Consider the following 21,746-nt stretch of genomic DNA (forward strand, 5'->3'; position numbering starts at 1 on the left):
GGGCGGGGGCAAGGAGGCGGCAGCCCCCCCCCCCCGTTGGGTCATGCTCTGTCATGCTCTGCCATGATCCCCCAAGTGGCCCCTGATGTAATGTCGGTAATAACCGATTATGTTGCTGGTCAGAAAGAGTCCCTCAAGAACAACGGCCATTGGCGATTCGATCAGGATATTATAGTATATATATGAAGATGTTCCGATCATCATGAGTATTCTCATGGTTTTGTTGTTTTTTTGAAAATTTCCGATCATGAAAATCATCGTGCCCGCAAAAATAATTAAATCTATCGATGACTGGTAGGTAAAAAATATCGATACAAAATTTAAAAATAAAAATAAAATCAAAAATTGCTTATTTGTTGTGTAATAGCATACGACAAAGCGACAAACTGTTAAGGCAACTATGGTTCCGGCCGCAATGTTTCCTAGAAGAAAATAATGAATACATATCAATGAGGCTGATATTATAAGGCAAAAATATGTCTTTTTCCTCTCTTTGTACTGAAAGCTCATGAAATCAAATAAAATTGCTATTGAAACAAATATTTGTGATAATAAAAAAGATGACATAATGACCTCTGGGTTGTTTTCTTTCGATTGTTTCTCGTTATTAAAGACGGAGCGGGATCGTCGCTTCGCGCGCGGTTGCCTTGGGGCCCTGGTAGAGCTGGTCGCGGTCCCAGATCCAGCCAGACTTGCCGTACCCGCCGAACGCAGGAGATCCGACCGAGTCCGCGAATGAGTCGACGGACCCAATGCCGAATTTGCCATATGTGATTTCCGCGACCGGCTCGGCATAATCGGTTCCCAGGAGCTGGTCGATCACACGCCGGGCCCCCACGCCTCCCGCCGAGACACGAAGGCCGAACCGGCTGTCGCGCGCAAGCGCGATCGCTTCCTCTTCCGAATCAAAGACACAGATGGCGAAGACCGGAGCAAATGTTTCGTCGCGGAAGATCCGCATTGCGGGCGTCACGCCCGTGACCACCGTTGGATAAACATAGGCTCCTTCCACCCGGCCGCCCAAGAGGATCTCGGCGCCCTTCGCCACGGCGTCGGAGAGCTGAGTTTTCACCAGCGGCGGGATTTTGGGGCTCATCATGGGGCCGACGTCAACATCTTGCTCTCGTGGGTCGCCGACCCGCCGTTGCCCGGCCGCCGACACGAGCAGTTCGACAATCTCGTCGTGCACGCTGCGGTGGATGAGCAGGTTTTCGGGGGCGGTGCAAGTCTGGCCGGAGTAGGCAAATTTGGCGCTTATCAGCGCCGCCGCCACTTCGCGAGGGTGCGCGCCGGGCAGGATAATCGCCGGGTCTTTTCCCGGGCCCTCGAACACGATGCGTTTTTGCTTGCCCCGAGGCAGGCGGGCCAGCAGCTCGTCGCCCAGGGCCTCGCCCCCCCAGGCCATGAAGAAGGGAACGTCGTCGGAGTCCAGGGCACGGGTGACGAAATCCGGGCCGCTCAGAGAGCGTTCCATGTGAACCCGTTCGGGAAGAACCTCGTTGAAGATGCGTTGTATCAACGCGCTGACCAGGCGCGCCCGGCGGGTCATCCGGGCGCGCACCGGGTTGCCACTGAGGGCGGCGCGGGCGATCTCGACGATTGCGTACACGGTGGTGTTCGCGGGGAGCATCATCCAGGCTTCCTTGCCCGCCGGAGCAATCGGGGCGCGTGCGCGCGTGTGCCCGATGACTTCGTTCGCCAGGTGCGCGTCGAGATGATGGATCGTCGCGCTTACTTCATGCGCGGCGTCCGCAGGCAACAGATCCAGATCCTCAACAATCGCCGCGATCATCCGGGCGCCATGCTCCTGCAAATGACGGGCAAGATCCGACGCGATGGATCGCAAGGCAGACGCCGAAGGAAGAGGGGGGTATTCGTTGAAGGAAGACATCATCACCCCGCCAGGGACATGTTCATGGAAATCGCTTGCTTGAGTGATTCTTTTGTATGGCCGGGGTGGGCCTTGTATGTTGTGTTGTTGGTCGCGCGACCTTCCGAGGTGAGCCCAAGATAAACGGGAATGCCACGGGCACGCTTTTCCTTGGCCACCTCGACGACATCCGACAAAAGGGGAGGGGAGTAGGCGTCGCCCGCCGCCATGGCCTCGTCGTGCCAGGGGGTGCCCGTCGCCGCGTACATCGGGTTGAGCCGGATGGTCAGATTGACCCCGTTGCGCTTACAGGCGGCGGCGAGAAAGTCTATGGTGGTGGATGCCTCGATTCTCGCGGCCGAATCCGTCATCAGCGGAGACGGTTTGTAAAGAACATAGGCAATCAGATCCGTCTTGCTGCGCCCCAGGACCTCAATTCCTGATTCAAAAATAGAAACATCCTGGCGCCGACCGAGAATGTTGGATCGTATTTCGGGATCCAGGGTCTCGAATCCGGCGAGAATAGCGATTTTTCGGCGCGTTTTACTTTTTATGTTATTCAGGATTTCGTCGTTGACGAACTCCATGCGCGTTTCCAGGACGATTTTTTTGAGCCCAAGAATTTCTTCTGAATATGTAATGATTTTCTCAAGGGCTTCGCGTGGAAATGTATCAAAATCAAGAACAGATCCTTCATTCGCAATCGTAATGCGGTTTAAGACGCCAAGGGCGTGCCGTGCCTCGTTTATGACATATAAAAATTGAGAAAGAACTTTGTCTTCATCGATCCATGTCAGGCTCGATTGCGCGGGCAAAGCGCAAAACCGGCATTGGTAACGGCACCGCTTTGTGTTAAAAAGAATGGCCAAATCTACTTCGTTGAGAAATTGTCTCACAAGAAAGAAAAGAGGGTGGGCATCGTCAATTGGAGTCACGCCCATGGATTTTGGTGGTCCGAACGTTCTGTATAGGGTCCGTATTTCATCTCTCATCGTCCGGGTCTCCTGCTTTGTTCGCGCGCGAAAATCCTCTGGGGTTCTTTTCTCGTAAAAAAGGATTGTGGCGATAATTCTAGCGTTTAAGGTGTCGTGTTTCAATTAAAAAGTCATTGAGTCAGATAACAAACTTAAAAAGATAAAAATCGTGCCATCCGGAATCCGTCTCCGGCTCGCGTCATCCCATCCTTGTCGATCCCTGCCTGGGCTGCTAATGTAGACGCAGCAAAAACAAAGGCGGTTTCTCCATGTCCTCTTCCCTTGCCGATCCCTCGCCCGTCGATGGCGCGAGGGCCGCGTTTTCCAGCCGGTGCGTGGGGCGCTACCTGGGCGAGGCGAGCGCGCGCATGATGGAAACGCTGGACCGGCAGGCGCGTGGCCTGGGAATCAGTGCCGCCCAGTGGCGGGTGCTGATCCGCATCGCGTTGGACCTCGACAGCACCGCCGCCGACCTGTGCCGCAGCCTGAACTACGACAGCGGCTCAATGACCCGCATGCTCGATCGCCTGGAAAGCCTGGGCCTGATCGAGCGCGAGCGCTCGGCGGAGGATCGCCGGGTCGTGCGCTTGCGCCTGAGCGGGGAGGGCGAGGCCCTGCGCCCCGCCTTGCAACAGGTGGGCGAGGTGGTGCTGGATCATTTCCTGCGCGACTTCACCCCCGCCGAGGTGGCGCTTCTCACCGAATTCCTGAAGCGCCTGGCCTCGGTGCCGCCACTGCCCGACTGAAGACCGCCCCGGGGGCGCCCGGTCCACGGAGGCGTTTCGCGTCGCGAGGTTTTGGCTTGGCCGGAAGGCTGCCAAGGCTGTCACAGCAAGGGCAGGTTTATGGGATCCATTCTCCCGCCGCTTCGGGTTTGTCCGGCCCGGGCGGGGGCCTGCGAAATGGGATTTGTTCGTCATGGCTTCCCCTCCTTCCCCTCCGTCCGCCCCTGGTTCCGGTCCCGGCCCTGGTCCTGGTCCTGGCCCTGGTCCCGGCCCTGGTCCTGGTCCTGGCGGCGCGCCCGGCCCCGGCCCCACGCCCGAGCAGCGCAAGCGGCGGCGGGTGGTGGGGCTGGTGGTGGCAACCGTGCTGATCGCGGCGGCGGGCGCGGGCTACGGGGCCTATTGGCATTGGATCGGGCGGTTCGTGGTTTCGACCGAGGACGCCTACGTGGCCGGCACCCGGATCCAGGTCACGCCCCAGGTTTCGGGCACGATCATCGCGGTGCATGCCGACGACACGGACCGGGTGGCGGCCGGCGATACCCTGGTGATGCTCGACGACACCGACGCGCGGGTGGCCCTGGACCAGGCCCAGGCCACCCTGGCGCAAACGGTGCGCGAGGTGCGGGCCCTGTTTGCCCGGCCCCGGGTGCTGGAAGCCACGGTGGCCGAACGCGAGGCGGTGCTGAAACGGGCGCTTGATGACCTCGACAGCCGCGACTACCTGGCGCGAACCGGGGCGGGATCGAAGGAAACCCGGCGTCATGCCGAAAACGACGTGGCGCAGGCCCGGGCCAGCCTCGCCATGGCAAAGGAGGAGGTGGCGGCGGCCCGGGTGCTGATCGACGCCACCACCGTGGCCGACCATCCACGCGTGCGCCTGGCCGCCGAACGCCTGCGGGCCGCCTATCTCGACTGGCGCCGCACCCGGGTGCCGGCCCCGGCCGGGGGACAGGTCGCCTTGCGCGCGGCCCAGGTGGGCCAGCGGGTCCAGCCGGGCACGGCGCTGATGACCCTGGTTCCCCTGCATGACCTGTGGGTGGACGCGAACTTCAAGGAAGCCCAATTGCCCCGGGTCCGTCTGGGCCAGCCCGTGACCCTGAGCGCCGACCTGTACGGGGGATCGGTGGTCTATCACGGCACCGTGGTGGGGCTGTCGGCGGGCACCGGATCGGCGTTTTCCCTGCTGCCGGCCCAGAACGCGACCGGCAACTGGATCAAGGTGGTGCAGCGCGTGCCGGTGCGCGTGGCCCTGGACCCCGACGAACTGGCGGCGCACCCCTTGCGCATCGGGCTTTCCATGCGGGTGGCGGTGGATCTGCGCGACCAGACCGGCGATACCCTGGCCCCCGTGCGCCCCGACACGCCGGTGGCCGAAACCTCGGTCTACGAGGCCCTGGACCACGATGCCCAGGACCTGATCGACCAGGTGATCGCCCGGAACCTGGGCGAGTCCGCGCCTTCGGGCCTGCGCTAGGGGAGGGCTGATCGCATGGCTCCTCCCCCCGGTGGTCCGCCCTTGCACCCGCCCTTGTCTGGCACTCCCCTGGTGCTGGCGACGGTCGCCCTGTCGCTCGCCACGTTCATGAACGTGCTCGATACCACCATCGCCAACGTGTCGTTGACCCCCATCGCCGGCGATCTGGGGGTGAGCCCCAGCCAGGGGACCTGGGTCATCACCTCGTTCGCGGTGTCGAACGCGGTTTCCGTGCCGCTGACCGGCTGGCTGACCCAGCGCCTGGGGGCCTTGCGCCTGTTCTTGATTTCCACCTCGTTGTTTACCGTGGCCTCGCTGCTGTGCGGGCTGTCGCGCAGCCTGGAAATGCTGCTGGTGTTTCGCATCATGCAGGGCCTGGTGTCGGGGCCGATGATCCCGCTGTGCCAGACCTTGCTGTTGCAGGCTTACCCCCGCGAGAAGGCCGGCATGGCCCTGGCCTTCTGGGCGATGACCACCACGATTGCCCCGGTCATGGGCCCGATCCTGGGCGGCTGGCTGACCGATAACTGGTCGTGGCCGTGGATTTTCTACATCAACATCCCCGTGGGGCTGGCCTCGGTGTGGCTGACCGCCGTGGTCTTGCGCGGGCGCGAAACGCCCACCCGCCTCGCCTCCATCGATTACGTGGGGCTGGTCTTGCTGGTGGTGTGGGTGGGGGCCACCCAGATCATGCTCGATCGCGGCAAGGAACTGGACTGGTTCAATTCCGGGGAAATCATCGTCCTGGCCCTGGTCGCCGGGATCGGCTTCGTCTTTTTCCTGATCTGGGAACTGACCGAGGCGCACCCGGTGGTCGATCTGTCGCTGTTCAGGCTGCGGAACTTCACCGCCGGCAGTCTGGCGCTCAGCCTGGGCTATGCCACCTTTTTCGGGATCCTGGTTCTGATCCCCATGTGGCTGCAACGCTTCCAGGGCTACACCGCCACCTGGGCCGGGCTGGTGACCGCGCCGATCGGCCTGCTGGCCCTCGTGCTCTCGCCCCTGATCGGGCGGTTGCTGGGCCGGGTGGATCCGCGCTGGTTCGCCACCTTGTCGTTTTGCGTGTTCGTGGTGTGCATGCTGTGGCGGGCCACCTTCTCGCCCGACGTGGACGCCGGCACCATTGCCGCCACCCATCTCTTGCAAGGCGTGGCCATGGCGGCGTTTTTCCTGCCCCTGACCGCGATCATCCTGTCGGGGCTGGAGCCGCAGCGCATTCCGGCCGCGTCGGGCCTGTTCAACTTCATGCGCCTGATGGCCGGGGCGTTCGCGGCCTCGATCTGGACCACGATGTGGGAAAACGGCGCCATCCGTCACCACGCGGTGCTGACCGAGGCTCTGACCCCGGCCTCGGCGGCGACCACGCAGGCGGTGCACGGCGCCCAGGCGCTGGGCCTTTCCCCGACCCAGGCCTACGCCCAGATCAACCAGACCGTGACCACCCAGGCCTACATGCTCTCGATCCTCGACATGTTCACCCTGGCGGCGGCGCTGTTCGCGGCCCTGATCGCCCTGGTCTGGCTGGCCCGTCCTTCCCGCCCGGGCAAATAACCGGGCCCCTTCCGTGGGGCCGGAGTGGCGCATGTCCAAGAAGCGTTCAACCGGGAATGCTTGCATCGCGCAAGAAAATCGATTCTTGTGGAGGTTCCACCGCTGCGGCATTTTGCGCAAAAGGGCGTGCACTTTTGCGATTTAAAAATGCAAAAAAAGAAACAGCGGGGCGCGTCGCCTCGTTCTGATCCCCGGCGGCGCGCCGTGGCCGGCAGGAGGATCCACGATGGCCGCAAGCAAAGCCCTGGCCATGCCCCGCACCTTTGGCGCGCCCGCGCCCCTTTCCCCGGGCTATCAGGAAATCGTGATCGGGCTGGTGTACTACGCCGGGGCGACCGGATCGACGTTTTGCGACGACGTGCGCACGCTGCTGGCGGACCACGGCTATCCGGCCTCGGACGTGATCAAGGTCAGCGCCCTGATCGCCGAACGCGCCCCCGAGGGCACGGTGCCGCCGCTCAAGACGGAAGGGCGGGCCCGGGGCCGGCACCGGCTCAAGCGGGTGTTCGCCTTGCAAGATCAGGGCGACGCCCTGCGCCAGGGGAACCCGGCCGTGCTGGCGGCGCTGGCGATCGAACGGATCCGGCTGTTGCGCGGCGGCCCCCCGACCCCGGACGGGCGGCGCGCCTTCATCATTGATTCCCTCAAGCACCGCGACGAAGTGGAACTGCTGCGCCTGGTGTATGGCAGCAATTTCCGCCTGATCGCCATTCATTGCAGCCGCGTTCACCGCAAGGAACGGCTGCTGCGCGAAAAATTTCGCTCGGCCAAGAGGGAGGATGTCGAACGCTTCCTGGACCGCGACGAGCAGGACCGCACCCGCGACTGGGGCCAGGAGGTCAACAAGGTTTTCTATCAGGCGGATTATTTCATCGACAACAACCACCCCCAGGAAGGGGTGAAATACCTGCCCGACCTGAAGCGCTTCATGCACCTGTGCGTGGGGGGCGCCATGGCTCGCCCGACGGTCGAGGAAACCGGCATGTACCATGCCCAGGCCTCGGCGCTGCGCTCGGCGTGTTTGTCGCGGCAGGTGGGGGCGGCGATCCTGAGCCCCGAGGGCCGCTTGCTGGCCCTGGGCACCAACGATGTCCCCAAAAGCGGCGGCGGCCTGTACCACGACGGCGATTCCCCCGACCATCGCTGTTTCCGCTGGGCCGAGTGGTGCGCCTGCCCCGACGATCCCCGTTGGACAACCCTGTACGACGAGTCGCCGGTGGGCACGCCCCACTGCCACAATTCCCGGCGCAAGCACGAGCTGCGCCGGACCATCGGCGACTGGCTGGCCGACCGCCTGGCCCCGGTGCTGGGCGAGCGCGTGGCGCGGGAGATCGGTTCCGGCGGGGGGGGATTATTTGTCAGCAAGGAAAAAGCCCGGATCGAGGCCCTGGTGCGCGAAATCCTGCACGATCCAGCCTTGTTGCGCGACATGCCGGGGATCCAGGATCTGATCGAATACTCGCGCTCCATCCATGCCGAGATGGACGCGTTGATGAGCGCGCTGCGCTCGGGACTGTCCACGGTGGGGGCCACGTTGTATTGCACCACCTACCCCTGCCATCATTGCGCCCGCCATATCGTCGCGGCCGGGATCGGCACGGTGTATTACATGGAGCCGTTCATCAAGAGTCTGGCCCTTGAACTTCATCACGATGCCCTGGTTCATGACGCAGAGGAGGTTCCCGGCAAGGTCTCGATCCTTCCTTTTACCGGGGTGGGACCGCGTTTGTATGGGGAACTGTTCTTGAAGGAAGGCGAGTGGAAAACCGAAACCGGCCGCTTCCAGCCGCCCCGGGGCGCGGGCTTGCGCCGGACCATTCAGCTCGATAGTCTCGACGCCGTGGAGCAGCGCGCGGCCCGTCTGGCCCGCCCGGCCTCCGGGGGCGCCGTGCAACGGATCCCGGGCCGCAAGCCTTCCGCCTGACGTTCTTGCCCGGGACATCGTGTCATGACGGCCTTGCTTTTTTCCTGGCCGGGCCGGAGCCTTTCCGGTCGGGCCGATGAATGGCCCCCCGTTCAGCTCTCGTTGCCCCTGGAACCCCGCGATTTCGTCGGCCGGGTCTGGTATTGCCCCGCCCGGGCCCTCGACACCAACCGCTTCGACCGTCTGGTGCGCTTGCAGGGCGTGCAGACCCTGGTGGACCTGCGCGACACGCCGGTTCTGGGGCCCGCGCGTGCCCGCCACCGCGCCCGCTGCGCGAGCCTGGCCCGCTGGGAGATCGCCTATCTCCGGCTGGACGGCCTGCTGCGCAGGGCCGAGGCAACGGGGCTGGCGCCGTTCGAGGTCCCCGGGGTCCTGGCCGACCTGCTGCAAGCCGATGCCCCGCGCCTTGAGGCCCTGCGCGAGGCTTCCGGGCACGGGGCCATTCTCGTCCTTCATCCCGACCACGGCCCGCGCCTCGCCCATTTCCAGGGGGCTTGCCGCCACCTGGACCTGAACGCGTTCGGCCAGACCTCGGTCCCCCTCCTGGACGGGCGCTTCCCCGGGCCGGTCGGAGAGGAAAAACCCCAGGAAGCGGTGGGAGAGGCCGGGGCCTGAGCCGCGAGGCAGGGGACCCCGGCCGGGGGCGCGTCGTCCTGGCCCAGGGGGCGATCAGAGGGGGCGATCAGGTTGCCCCTCATGGTCTTGAAGATCGCGATCCCGTCTCTTTGTGAATGAAGCGTATGAGCCTGATTCAAAACGAGCGGACCAAGTTGCTGGCAACCGCGCTCAATAACATCGGCGTCGCCATCATTGTCACGGGGGTGGTGGCTCCCGCCGTGGCAACCTTGTACGGTGGCACCTTGCCAGGGGCCGGGCATTGGTGGTTCGTTGTCGCGGCTGGCTGGTTGCTGGCTGGGATCGGCCTCCATATATTGGCACATATAAACCTTGGGAGGCTTAAACCATGACGGCTCTTCAAGCCTACATGCTCGCCGTTCCCTTCGTTTTGCTTGGCCTGGGTGCCGTGGCGACCTGGTGGTGGGGGCGTCACCTCGGCAGGCGCTGACACTCCCCAAAATAACACACCCCGGGAGACAGGGTGTCTCCCGGGGCATGGCGGGCCGGATAAAGGGATCCGGCGCGGGCGTTCGAGGCGGGCCCGGCGTTACCCTGAAAAGGCGTTGAGCCCGGTCATGGCGCGGCCCAGGATCAGGGTGTGGATGTCGTAGGTGCCTTCGTAGGTGTTCACCGCCTCCAGGTTCAGCATGTGGCGGATGACGGGGAAGGCGTCGGAAATGCCGTTGCCGCCCAGCATGTCGCGGGCGGCGCGGGCGATGTCCAGGGCCTTGCCGCAGCTGTTGCGCTTGATCAGCGAAATCATCTCGGGGGCCGCGCGGTTTTCGTCCATCAGGCGCCCGACCCGCAGGCAGGCGTGCAGGCCCAAGGTGATCTCGGTTTGCATGGTGGCGAGCTTGGCCTGAATCAGCTGATTGGCGGCCAGGGGGCGGTCGAACTGGCGGCGCTCCAAGGTGTAGTCGCGCGCGGCGTGCCAGCAGGCTTCGGCCGCGCCCAGCGCGCCCCAGGCGATGCCGAAGCGGGCCCGGTTGAGGCAGCCGAACGGGCCCTTCAGGCCGCTGACCCCGGGCAGCAGGGCGCTTTGCGGCACGAAGACATCGTTCATGACGATTTCGCCGGTGATCGAGGCGCGCAGGCTGAATTTGCCCTCGATCTTGGGGGCGGAAAGGCCGGGCATGCCTTTTTCCAGGATGAAACCGCGAATCACCCCGTCGTCGGTCTTGGCCCACACCACGAACACGTCGGCCACGGGGGCGTTGGTGATCCACATCTTGGTGCCGTTCAGGCGCCAGCCGCCTTCGACCGCGTGGGCCCGGGTGCGCAGCGAGCCCGGATCCGATCCCGAGTCGGGCTCGGTCAGGCCAAAGCAGCCGATCCATTCGCCCCGGGCGAGGGGGGGCAGGTAGTGGCGGCGCTGTTCGTCGCTGCCGTAGGCGTAGATCGGGTACATGACCAGCGAGGATTGCACGCTCATGGCCGAGCGGTAGCCGGAATCGACCCGCTCGATTTCCCGCGCGATCAGGCCATAGGCCACGTAGTTGACCCCGGCGCAGCCAAAGGCCTCGGGCAAGGTGGGGCCCAGGAAGCCCAGATCGCCCATTTCGGTCATGATGGTGGGGTCGAAGGTCTCGGCGCGGAAGGCCTCGGTCACGCGGGGCGCCAAGCGTTCCTGGCAGTAGGCGCGGGCCGTGTCCTGGATCATCCGCTCTTCCTCGCTCAACGTTTCATCGAGCAGCAGCGGATCTTCCCAGGCAAAGGGGGGCTTGGCGGCTGACATTCTTGGCTCTCCGGACTGGATCATCCTCGACGTTCCCGGCCAGGCACGGCGGCCCCCGGGAAAGGGGCGATGGTTACGCCCCCGCGCCTTCGGGTCAACCGCCGTCGCGGGGTTTTCACGGCGAGTATCTTGATGCATCGCACAGAAAAACCCTTTCCATCGGGCGCCGGGCGGTGCATGGTGCACGTGGTCCGGCGCCCCGCGTGGACCGCCCGCGTGCTTTCGTGAAAGCAAAATGGGCAGGGGAGGGGTGCCGGCGGGTGGGTGTGTTCCCAGTGGGACGTGTGTTCCCAGCGGGACAGGCACCCGTCCCCGTCGCGCCCTTTTGGGCGCTTTGCCGGGCGGCTTTTCCATGCAGGCTCCCTTGTTTCGTCCCTTGCGCGCCTCGCAAGGAGTGCCTGCCCGTCCCGGGCCCCAACCGAAAGACCGACGTTGACCGATTTTGCCGCTCTCGGCCTTGCCGAGCCCCTCCTTCGTGCCGTCGCGGCCGAGGGATACTCCGAGCCCACCCCCATTCAGGCCCAGGCCATTCCCCCCCTGCTGGAAGGCGCCGACGTTCTGGGCATCGCCCAGACCGGCACCGGCAAGACGGCGGCGTTCGTCCTGCCCTTGTTGCATCGTCTGGCCACCCACACGGAACGGCCGCCGCGCGGGTTCTGCCGCGCCCTGATCCTGGCGCCGACCCGCGAACTGGCAAGCCAGATCAATGATTGCGTGCGGTCCTACGGCCGTTTCCTGCGCGTGTCCTCGACCGTCGTGGTGGGCGGCGTGCGTCCGGGCCCGCAGATCCGGGCCTTGAATGCCGGGATCGATGTGGTCGTGGCCACGCCCGGTCGCCTGCTCGATCACGTGGGCGCCGGGGTCGTGCGCCTGGAGGCGGTTGAAACGGTGGTGCTCGACGAAGCCGACCACATGCTGGACCTGGGCTTCATTCCCGCCATTCGCCGCCTGATGGGCCGCCTGCCCTCGACCCGCCAGACCGTCCTGCTGTCGGCGACCATGCCGGCGCCGATCCGCACCCTGGCCGACGATTTCCTGCGCGATCCGCGCGAGATCGCCATCACGCCGGCGGCGCGGCCGATCGAGCGCATCGAGCAAACCGTGATGATGGTGGAAAGCGCCGCCAAGCGCTCGGTGCTGACCGAGCTGCTGCGCGAGAACAGCGAGGGGCGCTCGATCATCTTCACCCGCACCAAGCGGGGCGCCGACCGGGTGGCCGACCACCTGTGCGCGGCCGGCCTGCCGGCCGAGGCCATCCACGGCAACAAGAGCCAGGTTCAGCGCGAGCGTGCCCTGGCCTCGTTCCGGGGGGATCGGGTGCGCATCCTGGTGGCCACCGACATTGCCGCGCGCGGCATCGACGTGGACGGCATCACCTTTGTGTATAACTACGAGCTGCCCAACGTGCCCGAGGCCTATGTCCACCGCATCGGGCGCACGGCGCGGGCGGGCGCCAGTGGCAGCGCGATTTCCCTGTGCGACGATACCGAACGGCCGTTGCTGCGCGATATCGAGCGTCTGATCGGCCGCTCGCTGACCGGCGAGGCCGATCCCGAGCCCCGGCGTCGGCCGCGTGGATCGGGACGCCCGGCCAAGGGACCCGGGGCGCGCCCGGCCCCGGCCCGCGACGGCGAGGCCGCCACCCAGGGGCGTCCGCCCCGGGGGCATAACGCCACGGTTTCCCCGCGCGGGGTCCGGGATTCGTTCGAGTCTCGTGCAAACGGTGAGTCCCGTGGGACCGGCGAGGCCCGCGGGGCCGGCGAGGCCCGTGGGGGACGCGACGAGCGCGATACCCGCGACAACCGGGGCTTCCGCGAGAATAACCGGGGGGGACGCGACAACAACCGGGGCCCGCGCGAGGCGCGCGGAACCGGCGGCGATCGGGCGCCGCGCGCGCCGGGTCGGGGTCCTTCCGACCAGGGGAACGCCGAAATCCGGGCTACCCGTGAAGGCGGCGAGGCGCCGGTGCGCCGCTCGCGTCGTCCGGCCCCGTCCCAGGCCGAGGCCCAGTCTGGCGCCGGCCCGCGTTCCGCCGCGCCCCGCGACGGATCGGGCGGACCCAAGCGCTCCCACAACCGGCCGCGCCGGCGCTCGGGTGCGTCGTTCTCGGCGGCGTGATGGATTTTCCGGCCGGGGCGGTCTTATCGTCCCGGCCGACGCTTTTCCCCCCGGGGCGCGCCCCGGGGAGTGACGCACTGCCGGAGGACGGTGGCCCCTTCTTTCGGTTCCGACAGATTGGCGGACGGTGACGCATGCCGGCATCCCCTGAATCCTTCCCCGGTCCTGCCGCGGACGCGTTTTCGGACGACCCCCAGGCCGACCCGCTCATTCCCACGCCGCCCGCGTTGGAAACCCGGCCCCGCGCCGCGCTGGTGACCGGGGCGGCCCGCCGTCTGGGCCGGGCCGCCGCGCTGGAACTGGCGGCGCTGGGCTACGACGTGGCGGTGCACCACCGCGATTCCCCCGACGAAGCCAGGGAAACGGCCGCCTTGATTCAAGCACTCGGGCGGCGTGCCGTCCTGGTGCAAGGCGACCTGAGCCGGGAAGAGGAGGTGGACGCCCTGGCCCAGGCGGCGCTCGCGGCCCTGGGGCCGCTGGGCGTGCTGGTCAACAACGCCTCGGTTTTCGAGCTGGACATGTGGGACTCGGCCACCCGGGAGTCCTGGGATGCCCACATGGAAACCAACCTGCGCGCGCCGTTCGTGCTCAGCCAGGCCATGGCCCGCGCCCTGCCTCCCTCCGCCACCGGTGTGATCATCAACCTGCTTGATCAGCGGGTTTGGAATCTGACGCCCTATTTCATCAGCTATACCTTGTCCAAGGCCGGCCTGTGGACCTTGACCCAGACCCTGGCCCTGGCGCTGGCTCCGCGTGTGCGCGTGGTGGGCATCGGGCCGGGTCCGGCCTTGCCCAGTCCGCGCCAGACCCCCCAGCAGTTTGCCGCCCAGGCCGCTTCGGTGCCCCTGGGTCATGGCACGTCGCCCGAGGAAATCGCGCGCGCCGTGCGTTTCGTGCTGGAGGCGCCTTCCCTGACCGGCCAGATGATCGCCCTGGATGGCGGGCAGCATCTGGGCTGGGCCCAGGCCGGCCCCGTGCGCCGTCTCGATGAATGAGGCCCGGCGTTTCTCCGTCTTGCTTCGAAGGATCTCCCCGTTGACCAAGCGCAAGAATCCCGTCATCGAGCCGTTGCACATCGCCGATGCCCGCAGTGGCTTGCGCCATGTCTTCGTGCGCGACCTCACCGTGACCGCCAGCATCGGCGTTTACGCGCACGAGCATCTGACGCCCCAGCGGGTGCTGATCAATCTCGACCTGGGCGTGCGGGAAGACGGCGCGCCCCTGGAGGACCGCCTGGACAACGTGGTCTGCTACGAGGCGATCATCGTGCGGGTGCGTTCGGTGGTGGCCGATGGCCATGTCAACCTGGTTGAGACCCTGGCCGAGCGGATCGCCGGCTTGTGCTTGCAAGATGCCCGCGTGGTGTCGGTCCGGGTTCGGGTGGAAAAGCTCGATGTGTTCGAGGATGCCCATAGCGTTGGCGTGGAAATCGAGCGCTTCAATCCCCGCGCCTGAGTGTTTTTTCCCCAGCGGCGCGAAGGCCCGGCCCGGCATTGGGTCGGGCCTTCGCGCCGTTTGGTTTTGCACATGAATCCCGACACGGAACGAGAGTCACGAAACCGTCGCGTGCGGCCCGGCCGGAAGCGCGAGGAACCGGGACGCCAAAGATTTTTTCATTGTGGATCAAAGAGATAATCTTTTGCCTATTTTGTAGGCAATGACGGGCAACGCCCCGGAAACCCTGGCTTGCCTCCCTTTGCCCCCGGGGTTGCCCACAGAGTTATCCACAGGGAGCGGGGATTCTTCCTCCCTTGACAGGGGGCCGCCGGCCCTGATCGATTCGAGCGTGCCCGTCTCCTGGAGTTCCCCCTTGTCCGAGCCTGCCGCTCCTTCTTTTTCCGCGCCGGCCCCAGGCGCCGATTCGGCCGAAAGCCTGCCCTTGACCGGTGCCGCGTATCTGCGTTCCCAGATCCGCCTGCTGCCGCTCAGCCCCGGGGTCTACCGCATGCTTGATGCCCAGGGCGCGGTGCTGTACGTGGGCAAGGCGCGGGTGCTGCGCCGGCGGGTGGTTTCCTATACCCAGACCCATCGCCTGCCCGTGCGGCTGCAACGCATGGTGGCGGCCACCGTCGCGCTGGAGGTGATCACCACCCACACCGAGGCCGAGGCCCTGCTTCTTGAATCGAACCTGATCAAGAAACTGAAGCCCCGCTACAACATCCTTCTGCGCGACGACAAGAGCTTCCCCTACATCGAGATCACGCCCGGCCACCCGTTCCCGCGCCTGATCAAGACCCGGGGCGGGCGTCCGCAGCCCGGCACCCACTTCGGGCCCTTTGCCTCGGGCCGGGCGGTCAGCGAGACGCTGGCCGCCTTGCAGCGCGCCTTCTTGCTGCGCACCTGCGCCGACGCGGTGTTCGCGAACCGCACCCGGCCTTGCCTGCTGTTCCAGATCAAGCGCTGCTCGGGGCCGTGCGTGGGGCGGATCGAGCCGGCGGCCTACACCGCCCTGGTCGAGGAGGCCCGCGCCTTCCTGTCGGGGCGCAGCACCTCCTTGCAGCGCGAGCTGGCCCGGCGCATGGAGGAAGCCTCGGCGGCCCTGGCGTTCGAGGCGGCCGCCGTGTACCGCGACCGCATCAAGGCCCTGACCAACGTCCAGGCCCACCAGGACATCAACCTGCCCACCCTGGGCGAGGCCGATGTCATCGCCTTGCACAGCGAGGGCGGCCAGACCTGCGTGCAGGTGTTCTTCTTCCGGGGCGGGCGCAACAACGGCAACCGGCCCTTTTTTCCCGCCCATCCCGCCGACCTGACCACGGCCGAGGTGCTGGAAGGCTTCGTGGGCCAGCTGTACGCCCGCCTGCCGCCGCCGCGCCTGATCTTGCTGGATCAGCCCCTGCCCAATCAGGAACTGGTGGAAAAGGCGCTGGCCTTGCGTGCCGGTCATCGGGTGACGCTGGGGGTGCCCCGGCGCGGCAACCGGCGCAAGCTGGTGGAGCACGCGGCGTTGAACGCCCGCGAGGCCCTGGGCCGGCGGATGGCCGAGGGCAGCGCGCATCGCCGCTTGCTGGAAGGCGTGGCCCGGGCCTTTTCCCTGAAGGCGCCCCCCGAGCGGGTGGAGATCTACGACAACAGCCACATCCGGGGCGCGCACGCGGTGGGGGCGATGGTGGTGGCCGGCCCCGAGGGGTTTGTCAAAAACGCCTATCGCACCTTCACCATCCGTGATCCGGAAACGGTGCCGGGTGATGACTTCGCCATGATGCGCGAGGTGCTGCGCCGGCGGTTTGCCCGCGCGCAAGGCGAGGACCCCACCCGCGAGCGCGGACTGTGGCCCGATCTGGTGCTGATCGACGGCGGTCAGGGGCAGGTGAGCGCGGCCGGGGCGGTGCTGGCCGAACTGGGGATTGACGACCTCGCGGTGGTGGGGGTGGCCAAGGGGCCCGACCGCGACGCGGGGCGCGAGCGCTTCTTCCCCCTGGCCGGGGGGCCGCCGCTCAGTTTTCCGCTCAACGATCCCGTGCTTCATTATCTCCAGCGCCTGCGCGACGAGGCCCACCGCTTTGCCATCGGCACCCACCGCGCCAAGCGCTCGCGCGCCATCGGGTCCTCGCCCCTGGACGCGGTGCCGGGGATCGGCGCGCGGCGCAAAAAGGCGCTGCTGCACCATTTCGGATCGGCGCGTGCCGTCGCCCAGGCCGGGCTGGCCGACCTGGAGGTGGTGGACGGCATCAGCGCGGCCCTTGCAAAAAAGATCTACGAGCATTTTCATGACGCCGGATAGGGTCCCTGGCACCGTCACGCCGCCCGGGTTCCTTCCGGACCCTCTCCCCCTCGGCCGGACCTTGGGGGGCCGCCGCGAAAGGACGTCCTCCGTGCTCACCTTGCCCAACCTCCTGACCTTGGCGCGCATCGTGGTCATTCCGCTGATGGTCGCCTTGTTCTATGTCGACGCCCCCATGGCGCGCTGGATCAATGGCGGCTTGTTCATCGCCGCCGCGATCACCGATTTTTTCGACGGCTGGCTGGCCCGGCGCAGCAACCAGGTCTCGCGCCTGGGGCGCTTTCTTGATCCCATCGCCGACAAGCTGCTGGTGGCCGCCGTTTTGATGATGCTGGTGGGCGTGGGGCACATCAGCCCCTGGAGCATTCCCGCCGCCGTTGTCATCTTGATGCGCGAAATCCTGGTGTCGGGCCTGCGCGAGTTCCTGGCCGAGATCCAGGTGGGCATGCCGGTCACCCGGCTGGCCAAATGGAAGACCACGGTGCAGTTGATCGCCCTGGCCGTGCTGATCATCGGGCCCTTGCCCGGGCTTGATGTCCCCATGAGCCTGCTGGGCGAGTTGCTGTTGTGGGGCGCGGCGGGGATGACCCTGGTCACCGGCTACGACTACCTGCGCGAGGGGCTGCGCCACATGGGGCCCGAGTCCGAAACCCCGGGCGCGCCGTCGGCGGTGCCGGTTCCCCCCTCCCGAGCCTGAGCCCGGATTTCGCTCCTTCGGCCCCGTGGGCCCACCCTGTGCAGAAACTCAAGGCGGTATTGGGTCCATCCGAAAGGGGTTGTCGGGTTTTTCAAACCGTGCCTATGCTGATTGGGAATACGCGGTCGGCGTTTGAGGCAACCGCGAAATAAAAGGTGCGCGACAGGGTTCAAGGGGATGGTGGAGCGACAGCCGCGGCCGGGAGAGAGCCGGCCGCCCGAGGAGGGAGTGCCTGCCGCTCCCCCCCCCAGGCCGGAAGAGCCTTCGCACGGTGAAGGCCCGTGCGCGTGCGCGTCGGTTCAGGCCCCGTGTCCGTCGTCCGGGCAGGGCGTGCCGTTGCCGCCTCCCTTGCCCGCATGGTCGCCCGTGTCTTCCCGTGAATCCGATGGGGTGCCGCCGCGCCTGTTGCGGGAAACAAAAATGGACGCCCAGACTTTTCTCGTCTGGCAAAAGCGTATCTTGGCGTCCATCCTGCAAGGGGCGAACATCCATGCCGCCCTTGACGCCCTGGTGCGCTTCATCGAGGAGATGAACCCCGGTCTGATCTGTTCGATCATGCTGTTGCGCGGGGGACGCTTGTATTTCGGGGCGGGGCCCAGCCTTCCCGAGTTCTATCACAAGGCCGTGGACGGGGTGGAAATCGGGGAGGGGGTGGGCAGTTGTGGCACCGCCGCCTTTCGGGGCCAGACGGTGGTGGTGCCCGATATCCTGGCCCATCCGTATTGGGCCGCGTTCACCGAGCTCATGCGCCCGACGGGCCTGGCGGCCTGTTGGTCCGAACCCATCCGCGCCACCGACGGGTCGGTTCGGGGCACCTTTGCTTTGTATTACCGGACCATTCACACTCCAAGCGTCCAGGAGCTGGAGCAGATCCGGGTGCTTGCCGATCTTGCCGGGACCCTGGTCGAATACTGCACCCATATCGAGGCCCGGCAGATCATTGAGGAGCGTCTGAGCACGCTGGCGGCCAGCATCCCGGGCGCGGTGTACGAACTGCGCGTGAACCCGAACGGCACCATGAGTTTTCCGTTCATCAGCGCGGGGATCCGTGCCCTGCTTGGCAAGCCGTTGGGACCGGTGGTCCCCGACGCGCGGGTGATGCTGGACCTGATCCCCGCGACTCACCGGCCAACCTTGCTCGACAGCCTTCAGCAATCCTCGATAACCCTGGAACCCTGGCGCCACGATTTTCCGGTGGAGGTGGGGGACAAGCTGGGCTGGGTGCGCGCGCATGCCTTGCCCCGGCGCACGCCCGACGGCGCCACGGTATGGTCCGGCCTGATGGTGGATGTCTCGGGCGAAAAGGCGGTTGAAGCCGCGCTGGCCCATGCGCAGGGCGCGCTGGCGCGGGCGGCACGGGACGTGCGAACCTTGTCGGGAGCGGTCGCGAGCCAGCTTCAAGACCCGGTCCGGGTTCTGGCCGGGGTCCTGGCCCTGCTCCACCGGCGCCTTGAGGGGGCGATGGGCCGCGATGATCTGGACCTGCTGGATTATGCCGGCACCGCGACGACCCGCCTGAAGGAGCAGTTGGACGCGGTTCAGACCCTGGCGCGGGTCATGAGCACCACCGCCCCAGGCGAACCGGTCGATCTCGGCCGGGCCCTGGCCGAGGCGACCGAGGCGTGGGCTTCCGAAATGAACCGTCTGGGCGCGGAAGTGGTCGTGGCGGCCGGCCTTCCCACCCTGAACGGGGTGGAAAGCGCCCTGGTCGAGATGTTTCGCAGCCTGATCGGCCTGGCCCTGGACCGCGTTCACCCGGATCGCCCGCTTCGTCTGATCGTCGACACTCGGGAAACCGCCGGGACATGGGAAATATCCCTTGTCGATAATGGAACCGGCCTGTCTCCCTCGCGCCCGGACGAGGTCCCCCTGGAGGCCGACGCGCCCTTTGCGCCGGCCGCGTGGGGGGGGCAGTACCTGGGCTTTGCCCTGGTGGAACGGGTTGCCTGCGGCCACGCTGGCACGCTTCGGGTCGAGCACCGCCCCGGCGAGGGCACCACCGTGACCCTCGCCTTTCGCCGGCCATCCTGAACAAAAGAGGGGCTTGAGTCCGTCCGTTTCACGTTGAAGCGGACAGACTCAAGATCCCTTTATTTGAGTTTGTCTTTTCTGGAAAAGCGATGCCCACTTTTCCCGGGCAAACTCCAGAGCATTTTCAGCCGAAATGGACACCATTTCGGCGGTTCGAAAATGCGATAATTCAAAAAACCAGAGCGCATTCACTGATCCATTTCGATCGGAATGCGCTCTACTGGAGAAGGGCAGGGAGGTGGAGGAGGGAGGAAAGGTCGATCCCCAGCTTTTCCATCACGCTGCTTGCGACGAGGCCGGCGGCCAGCAGGAAAAACACCCCTTGTCCCAGGCGCCGGACCCATCGGGGCAGGGTTCCCGTCGCGCCGCCCAGGGGGCGGACCTTCGTGCTGTACGAAAGACCGGTGCCGGGCAGGCCCACCGTGGCGCGCGCACCCTGGCGGCCCAGGTTGACGCTGGCGCCCGGTCGTCCCACCGTCAGGCTGGTGCCGCGCTTGCCCAGGTTCAGGCGAAGACCCGGAGCAAGCCGGATCGACTGGCGAAAACGAAAACCCATGAGACATTCTCCGGAGTCAGGCAGGGGATCACAAGGCCGTGGTTGCGTTGAACGGGGCCGGATTCTAGAACCAGACCCGAGAAGCGGGAACCGCTTCTCGGATAAGCTGAAAGCAAAAACAAAGAGTTAAAGCATCGTGCCTGAATCAGGTTCAACACACGATGCTCTATGAAAGGGCGGTCTGGCAGGAGATCCAGGCCAGGAAATCGGGCGCGCCCGCCTGAATCGGCAAGGCGACCACGCAGGGGCATTCGTAGCTGTGCAATGCCGTGACCCGCTCGGTCAAGGCGTCGACCCGCGCTTCGTCGGTCTTGGCCAGGAAGGCGATCTCGGTTTCCTCTTGCAGCGTGCCTTCCCAGCGGAAGATCGAGCGGATCGGGCCCAGGATGTTCACGCAGGCCGCCAGCCGCTCCTCGACCAGGGTTCGCCCCAGGCGGAGCGCCTCGTCCTCGCTGGCGGCGGTCATGTAGACCAAGCATTGGGTCATGGACTCCCCTTCCCTAGCTTCGTACCATGGCCCCCCGAGTGTGGACGATCCGGGCCGGTAGAGGCAACCATGAGCGACACGGGCGAGGGGACGCAGCGAGCCGTCGTCAAAACGCACGACGGCCCCGCGCGCCCCGGAAGCGACGACGATTCCGCCAGGCCGGACAGCGGGGCCGACGGTCCGGGCAGCCCTCCCAGGCCGGTCCGGCCCACCGACTCCCAGCGCCGATGGTTGCGCCGGGGCCTGGATCAGCCGGGGGGCAAGCTGCCGTTGTTCGATGAAAACGGCCGGCGGGTTGATAGCCGGGTGGTGCGCGCGTGCCTGGCGCAGGGCTGGGCCGAACCCTGGTTCGCCAATCCCCTGAAGCCCGACTGGCTGGTCTGCAAGCTCACCGAGGCCGGACGCGCGGTTGTCTCGACGGCGGGGCGCCCGGCTTCTTGAGATCCCGGGCGGGCGGCGTTGCCGGAAGGAGTGGCCACACGCCAAAAACCGCCGGGGAAAAATGGGTGCGGCTCCTCCGGAAAAGGCAAGTTTAATCAAATGGATGTAGAGCTAATCCGCTTTCAGGTGAAACGGACGGTCCCTTTCCCGGCGCCCGGATGCCTGTTGTGTCGTGGGACCCACTGCATGGGAGGCCGGCGATGCGGCCGTTGATTTCGCCTGCCTCGTTGCGCGAACGCGACATCCTGGTGGCGATCCTTGACGCGAACGAGCAATCCCGCCAGTTCCTGACTTCCGTCCTGGGCATGCTGGGGGTCGAACGCGTGGTCGATTTCCCAACCCCCCAGGCCCTGTTGACCTGGCTTTCTCCTCGGAACACCCCCCAGGTCCTGCTGGTGGACGCGGGCCTGGCTCCCATGTCCGGAGTCGCCTTCGCCCGCTACCTGCGCACCATCGTGGGCGGACGGGCCGCCTACGTGCCGATTATCCTGATCGGGGCCCGCGTGACCCGTGAAACCCTGACCGAGGCCCGCAACGCCGGCGTCAACGAATTCATCGCCAAGCCCGTCAGTCCGCCGGGCCTGTCCGCGCGCTTGCGGGCGGTGCTGGAGGCCCCGCGTCCCTTTGTGCGCACGCCTGATTATTTTGGCCCCGACCGCCGGCGCCGTCAGGTTGAATATTCCGGAGAAAACCGGCGGGGAAGCGTGCGGAACGACGCGCCGCTCTCCGCTCCATAAGCCTGGCTTATGCTGGCCTCAAGAATAATATATTTTTCCTTATGCGATTCCCTGGATACACTGTGGGCATTCCAACCGAGGAGG

The 21,746-nt window shown here is 66.0% G+C and carries 20 protein-coding genes; 14 read left to right on the forward strand and 6 right to left on the reverse strand.

What is annotated here, in order from left to right; genetic code table 11:
• Nucleotides 1-51: 51 nt before the first annotated feature.
• Genes ROR02_RS17540 through ROR02_RS03730 form a run of 3 tightly spaced genes read right to left on the reverse strand, consistent with a single transcriptional unit; the run spans nt 52 to nt 2,862 of the window.
• Nucleotides 52-567 carry a YgjV family protein gene (locus ROR02_RS17540; protein ID WP_170244944.1) on the reverse strand — a complete coding sequence of 172 codons (516 nt, stop codon included), beginning with the start codon at nt 565-567 and terminating at the stop codon, nt 52-54.
• Nucleotides 568-607: 40 nt separating this feature from the next.
• Entirely contained in the window at nt 608-1,894 is a 1,287-nt protein-coding gene (locus ROR02_RS03725; RefSeq protein ID WP_147162672.1) for an aldehyde dehydrogenase family protein, read from the reverse strand.
• Entirely contained in the window at nt 1,894-2,862 is a 969-nt protein-coding gene (locus ROR02_RS03730) for a radical SAM protein (RefSeq protein WP_147162673.1), read from the reverse strand. The genes ROR02_RS03725 and ROR02_RS03730 overlap by 1 nt, the downstream gene beginning before the upstream one ends.
• 251 nt (nt 2,863-3,113) lie before the next feature.
• On the opposite strand from ROR02_RS03730, the gene ROR02_RS03735 reads away from it, so the two are divergent.
• The 6 genes from ROR02_RS03735 to ROR02_RS03765 all read left to right on the forward strand — a co-directional run bounded on the left by ROR02_RS03735 (nt 3,114) and on the right by ROR02_RS03765 (nt 9,486).
• Nucleotides 3,114-3,590, forward strand: a complete 477-nt coding sequence (locus tag ROR02_RS03735; RefSeq protein WP_147162674.1) for a MarR family winged helix-turn-helix transcriptional regulator — start codon at nt 3,114-3,116, stop codon at nt 3,588-3,590.
• 172 nt (nt 3,591-3,762) lie between these two features.
• Nucleotides 3,763-5,043, forward strand: a complete 1,281-nt coding sequence (locus ROR02_RS03745; RefSeq protein WP_170244945.1) for an HlyD family secretion protein — start codon at nt 3,763-3,765, stop codon at nt 5,041-5,043.
• Between the two features lie 15 nt (nt 5,044-5,058).
• Complete coding sequence (locus tag ROR02_RS03750) at nt 5,059-6,594, forward strand: DHA2 family efflux MFS transporter permease subunit (protein ID WP_147162675.1); 1,536 nt, start codon at nt 5,059-5,061, stop codon at nt 6,592-6,594.
• A gap of 226 nt (nt 6,595-6,820) precedes the next feature.
• Nucleotides 6,821-8,518, forward strand: a complete 1,698-nt coding sequence (locus ROR02_RS16795; RefSeq protein WP_147162676.1) for an anti-phage dCTP deaminase — start codon at nt 6,821-6,823, stop codon at nt 8,516-8,518.
• 24 nt (nt 8,519-8,542) lie between these two features.
• Nucleotides 8,543-9,133 (forward strand): hypothetical protein, encoded by a 591-nt coding sequence (locus ROR02_RS03760; RefSeq protein ID WP_147162677.1) that lies wholly within the window; start codon nt 8,543-8,545, stop codon nt 9,131-9,133.
• A gap of 125 nt (nt 9,134-9,258) precedes the next feature.
• Nucleotides 9,259-9,486 (forward strand): hypothetical protein, encoded by a 228-nt coding sequence (locus ROR02_RS03765; RefSeq protein ID WP_147162678.1) that lies wholly within the window; start codon nt 9,259-9,261, stop codon nt 9,484-9,486.
• Between the two features lie 197 nt (nt 9,487-9,683).
• On the opposite strand, the gene ROR02_RS03770 is transcribed toward ROR02_RS03765, so the two are convergent.
• A complete protein-coding gene (locus tag ROR02_RS03770; RefSeq protein WP_147162679.1) occupies nt 9,684-10,871 on the reverse strand; it encodes an acyl-CoA dehydrogenase in 1,188 nt (395 codons plus the stop codon).
• 432 nt (nt 10,872-11,303) lie between these two features.
• Between ROR02_RS03770 and ROR02_RS03775 the strand changes: the two genes are divergently transcribed.
• The 6 genes from ROR02_RS03775 (at nt 11,304) to ROR02_RS03800 (ending at nt 19,441) form a co-directional block, all read left to right on the forward strand.
• The gene (locus ROR02_RS03775; protein WP_147162680.1) at nt 11,304-12,989 is read left to right on the forward strand and encodes a DEAD/DEAH box helicase; all 1,686 of its coding nucleotides are present in this window, start codon (nt 11,304-11,306) and stop codon (nt 12,987-12,989) included.
• A gap of 134 nt (nt 12,990-13,123) precedes the next feature.
• Nucleotides 13,124-13,984, forward strand: a complete 861-nt coding sequence (locus ROR02_RS03780) for an SDR family oxidoreductase (RefSeq protein WP_147162681.1) — start codon at nt 13,124-13,126, stop codon at nt 13,982-13,984.
• A 40-nt stretch (nt 13,985-14,024) separates the two neighbouring features.
• The gene (folB, locus tag ROR02_RS03785) at nt 14,025-14,444 is read left to right on the forward strand and encodes a dihydroneopterin aldolase (protein ID WP_147162682.1); all 420 of its coding nucleotides are present in this window, start codon (nt 14,025-14,027) and stop codon (nt 14,442-14,444) included.
• 202 nt (nt 14,445-14,646) lie between these two features.
• The gene (gene uvrC / locus ROR02_RS03790; protein WP_407672575.1) at nt 14,647-16,713 is read left to right on the forward strand and encodes an excinuclease ABC subunit UvrC; all 2,067 of its coding nucleotides are present in this window, start codon (nt 14,647-14,649) and stop codon (nt 16,711-16,713) included.
• A gap of 91 nt (nt 16,714-16,804) precedes the next feature.
• Entirely contained in the window at nt 16,805-17,410 is a 606-nt protein-coding gene (pgsA, locus tag ROR02_RS03795) for a CDP-diacylglycerol--glycerol-3-phosphate 3-phosphatidyltransferase (RefSeq protein WP_147162684.1), read from the forward strand.
• A gap of 420 nt (nt 17,411-17,830) precedes the next feature.
• Nucleotides 17,831-19,441: a GAF domain-containing protein gene (locus ROR02_RS03800; RefSeq protein ID WP_170244947.1), complete on the forward strand. Its 1,611-nt coding sequence runs from the start codon at nt 17,831-17,833 to the stop codon at nt 19,439-19,441.
• 217 nt (nt 19,442-19,658) lie between these two features.
• Here the strand turns inward: ROR02_RS03800 and ROR02_RS03805 are convergent, their stop codons facing one another.
• Both ROR02_RS03805 and cutA read right to left on the reverse strand, forming a co-directional pair.
• A complete protein-coding gene (locus tag ROR02_RS03805; RefSeq protein ID WP_147162687.1) occupies nt 19,659-19,997 on the reverse strand; it encodes a DUF4236 domain-containing protein in 339 nt (112 codons plus the stop codon).
• 166 nt (nt 19,998-20,163) lie between these two features.
• A complete protein-coding gene (gene cutA / locus ROR02_RS03810; protein WP_147162688.1) occupies nt 20,164-20,484 on the reverse strand; it encodes a divalent-cation tolerance protein CutA in 321 nt (106 codons plus the stop codon).
• Nucleotides 20,485-20,715: 231 nt separating this feature from the next.
• Between cutA and ROR02_RS03815 the strand changes: the two genes are divergently transcribed.
• The gene (locus ROR02_RS03815) at nt 20,716-20,925 is read left to right on the forward strand and encodes a hypothetical protein (RefSeq protein WP_147162722.1); all 210 of its coding nucleotides are present in this window, start codon (nt 20,716-20,718) and stop codon (nt 20,923-20,925) included.
• Between the two features lie 200 nt (nt 20,926-21,125).
• Nucleotides 21,126-21,662, forward strand: a complete 537-nt coding sequence (locus tag ROR02_RS03820; RefSeq protein WP_170244948.1) for a response regulator — start codon at nt 21,126-21,128, stop codon at nt 21,660-21,662.
• Nucleotides 21,663-21,746: the final 84 nt, after the last annotated feature.

Source organism: Pararhodospirillum oryzae (assembly GCF_007992075.1).
Taxonomy (GTDB): Bacteria; Pseudomonadota; Alphaproteobacteria; order Rhodospirillales; family Rhodospirillaceae; genus Pararhodospirillum; species Pararhodospirillum oryzae.

Coding starts and splice junctions, on each gene's coding strand:
- ROR02_RS03725 (WP_147162672.1), bottom strand. CDS start 1,894: ATGATGTCTTCCTTCAACGAATACCCCCCTCTTCCTTCGGCGTCTGCC.
- cutA (WP_147162688.1), bottom strand. CDS start 20,484: ATGACCCAATGCTTGGTCTACATGACCGCCGCCAGCGAGGACGAGGCG.
- ROR02_RS16795 (WP_147162676.1), top strand. CDS start 6,821: ATGGCCGCAAGCAAAGCCCTGGCCATGCCCCGCACCTTTGGCGCGCCC.
- ROR02_RS03800 (WP_170244947.1), top strand. CDS start 17,831: ATGGACGCCCAGACTTTTCTCGTCTGGCAAAAGCGTATCTTGGCGTCC.
- ROR02_RS03750 (WP_147162675.1), top strand. CDS start 5,059: ATGGCTCCTCCCCCCGGTGGTCCGCCCTTGCACCCGCCCTTGTCTGGC.
- ROR02_RS03765 (WP_147162678.1), top strand. CDS start 9,259: ATGAGCCTGATTCAAAACGAGCGGACCAAGTTGCTGGCAACCGCGCTC.
- ROR02_RS03745 (WP_170244945.1), top strand. CDS start 3,763: ATGGCTTCCCCTCCTTCCCCTCCGTCCGCCCCTGGTTCCGGTCCCGGC.
- ROR02_RS03770 (WP_147162679.1), bottom strand. CDS start 10,871: ATGTCAGCCGCCAAGCCCCCCTTTGCCTGGGAAGATCCGCTGCTGCTC.
- ROR02_RS03820 (WP_170244948.1), top strand. CDS start 21,126: ATGCGGCCGTTGATTTCGCCTGCCTCGTTGCGCGAACGCGACATCCTG.
- uvrC (WP_407672575.1), top strand. CDS start 14,647: ATGACGGGCAACGCCCCGGAAACCCTGGCTTGCCTCCCTTTGCCCCCG.
- ROR02_RS03780 (WP_147162681.1), top strand. CDS start 13,124: ATGCCGGCATCCCCTGAATCCTTCCCCGGTCCTGCCGCGGACGCGTTT.
- ROR02_RS03735 (WP_147162674.1), top strand. CDS start 3,114: ATGTCCTCTTCCCTTGCCGATCCCTCGCCCGTCGATGGCGCGAGGGCC.
- ROR02_RS03760 (WP_147162677.1), top strand. CDS start 8,543: ATGACGGCCTTGCTTTTTTCCTGGCCGGGCCGGAGCCTTTCCGGTCGG.
- ROR02_RS03730 (WP_147162673.1), bottom strand. CDS start 2,862: ATGAGAGATGAAATACGGACCCTATACAGAACGTTCGGACCACCAAAA.
- ROR02_RS03805 (WP_147162687.1), bottom strand. CDS start 19,997: ATGGGTTTTCGTTTTCGCCAGTCGATCCGGCTTGCTCCGGGTCTTCGC.
- ROR02_RS17540 (WP_170244944.1), bottom strand. CDS start 567: ATGTCATCTTTTTTATTATCACAAATATTTGTTTCAATAGCAATTTTA.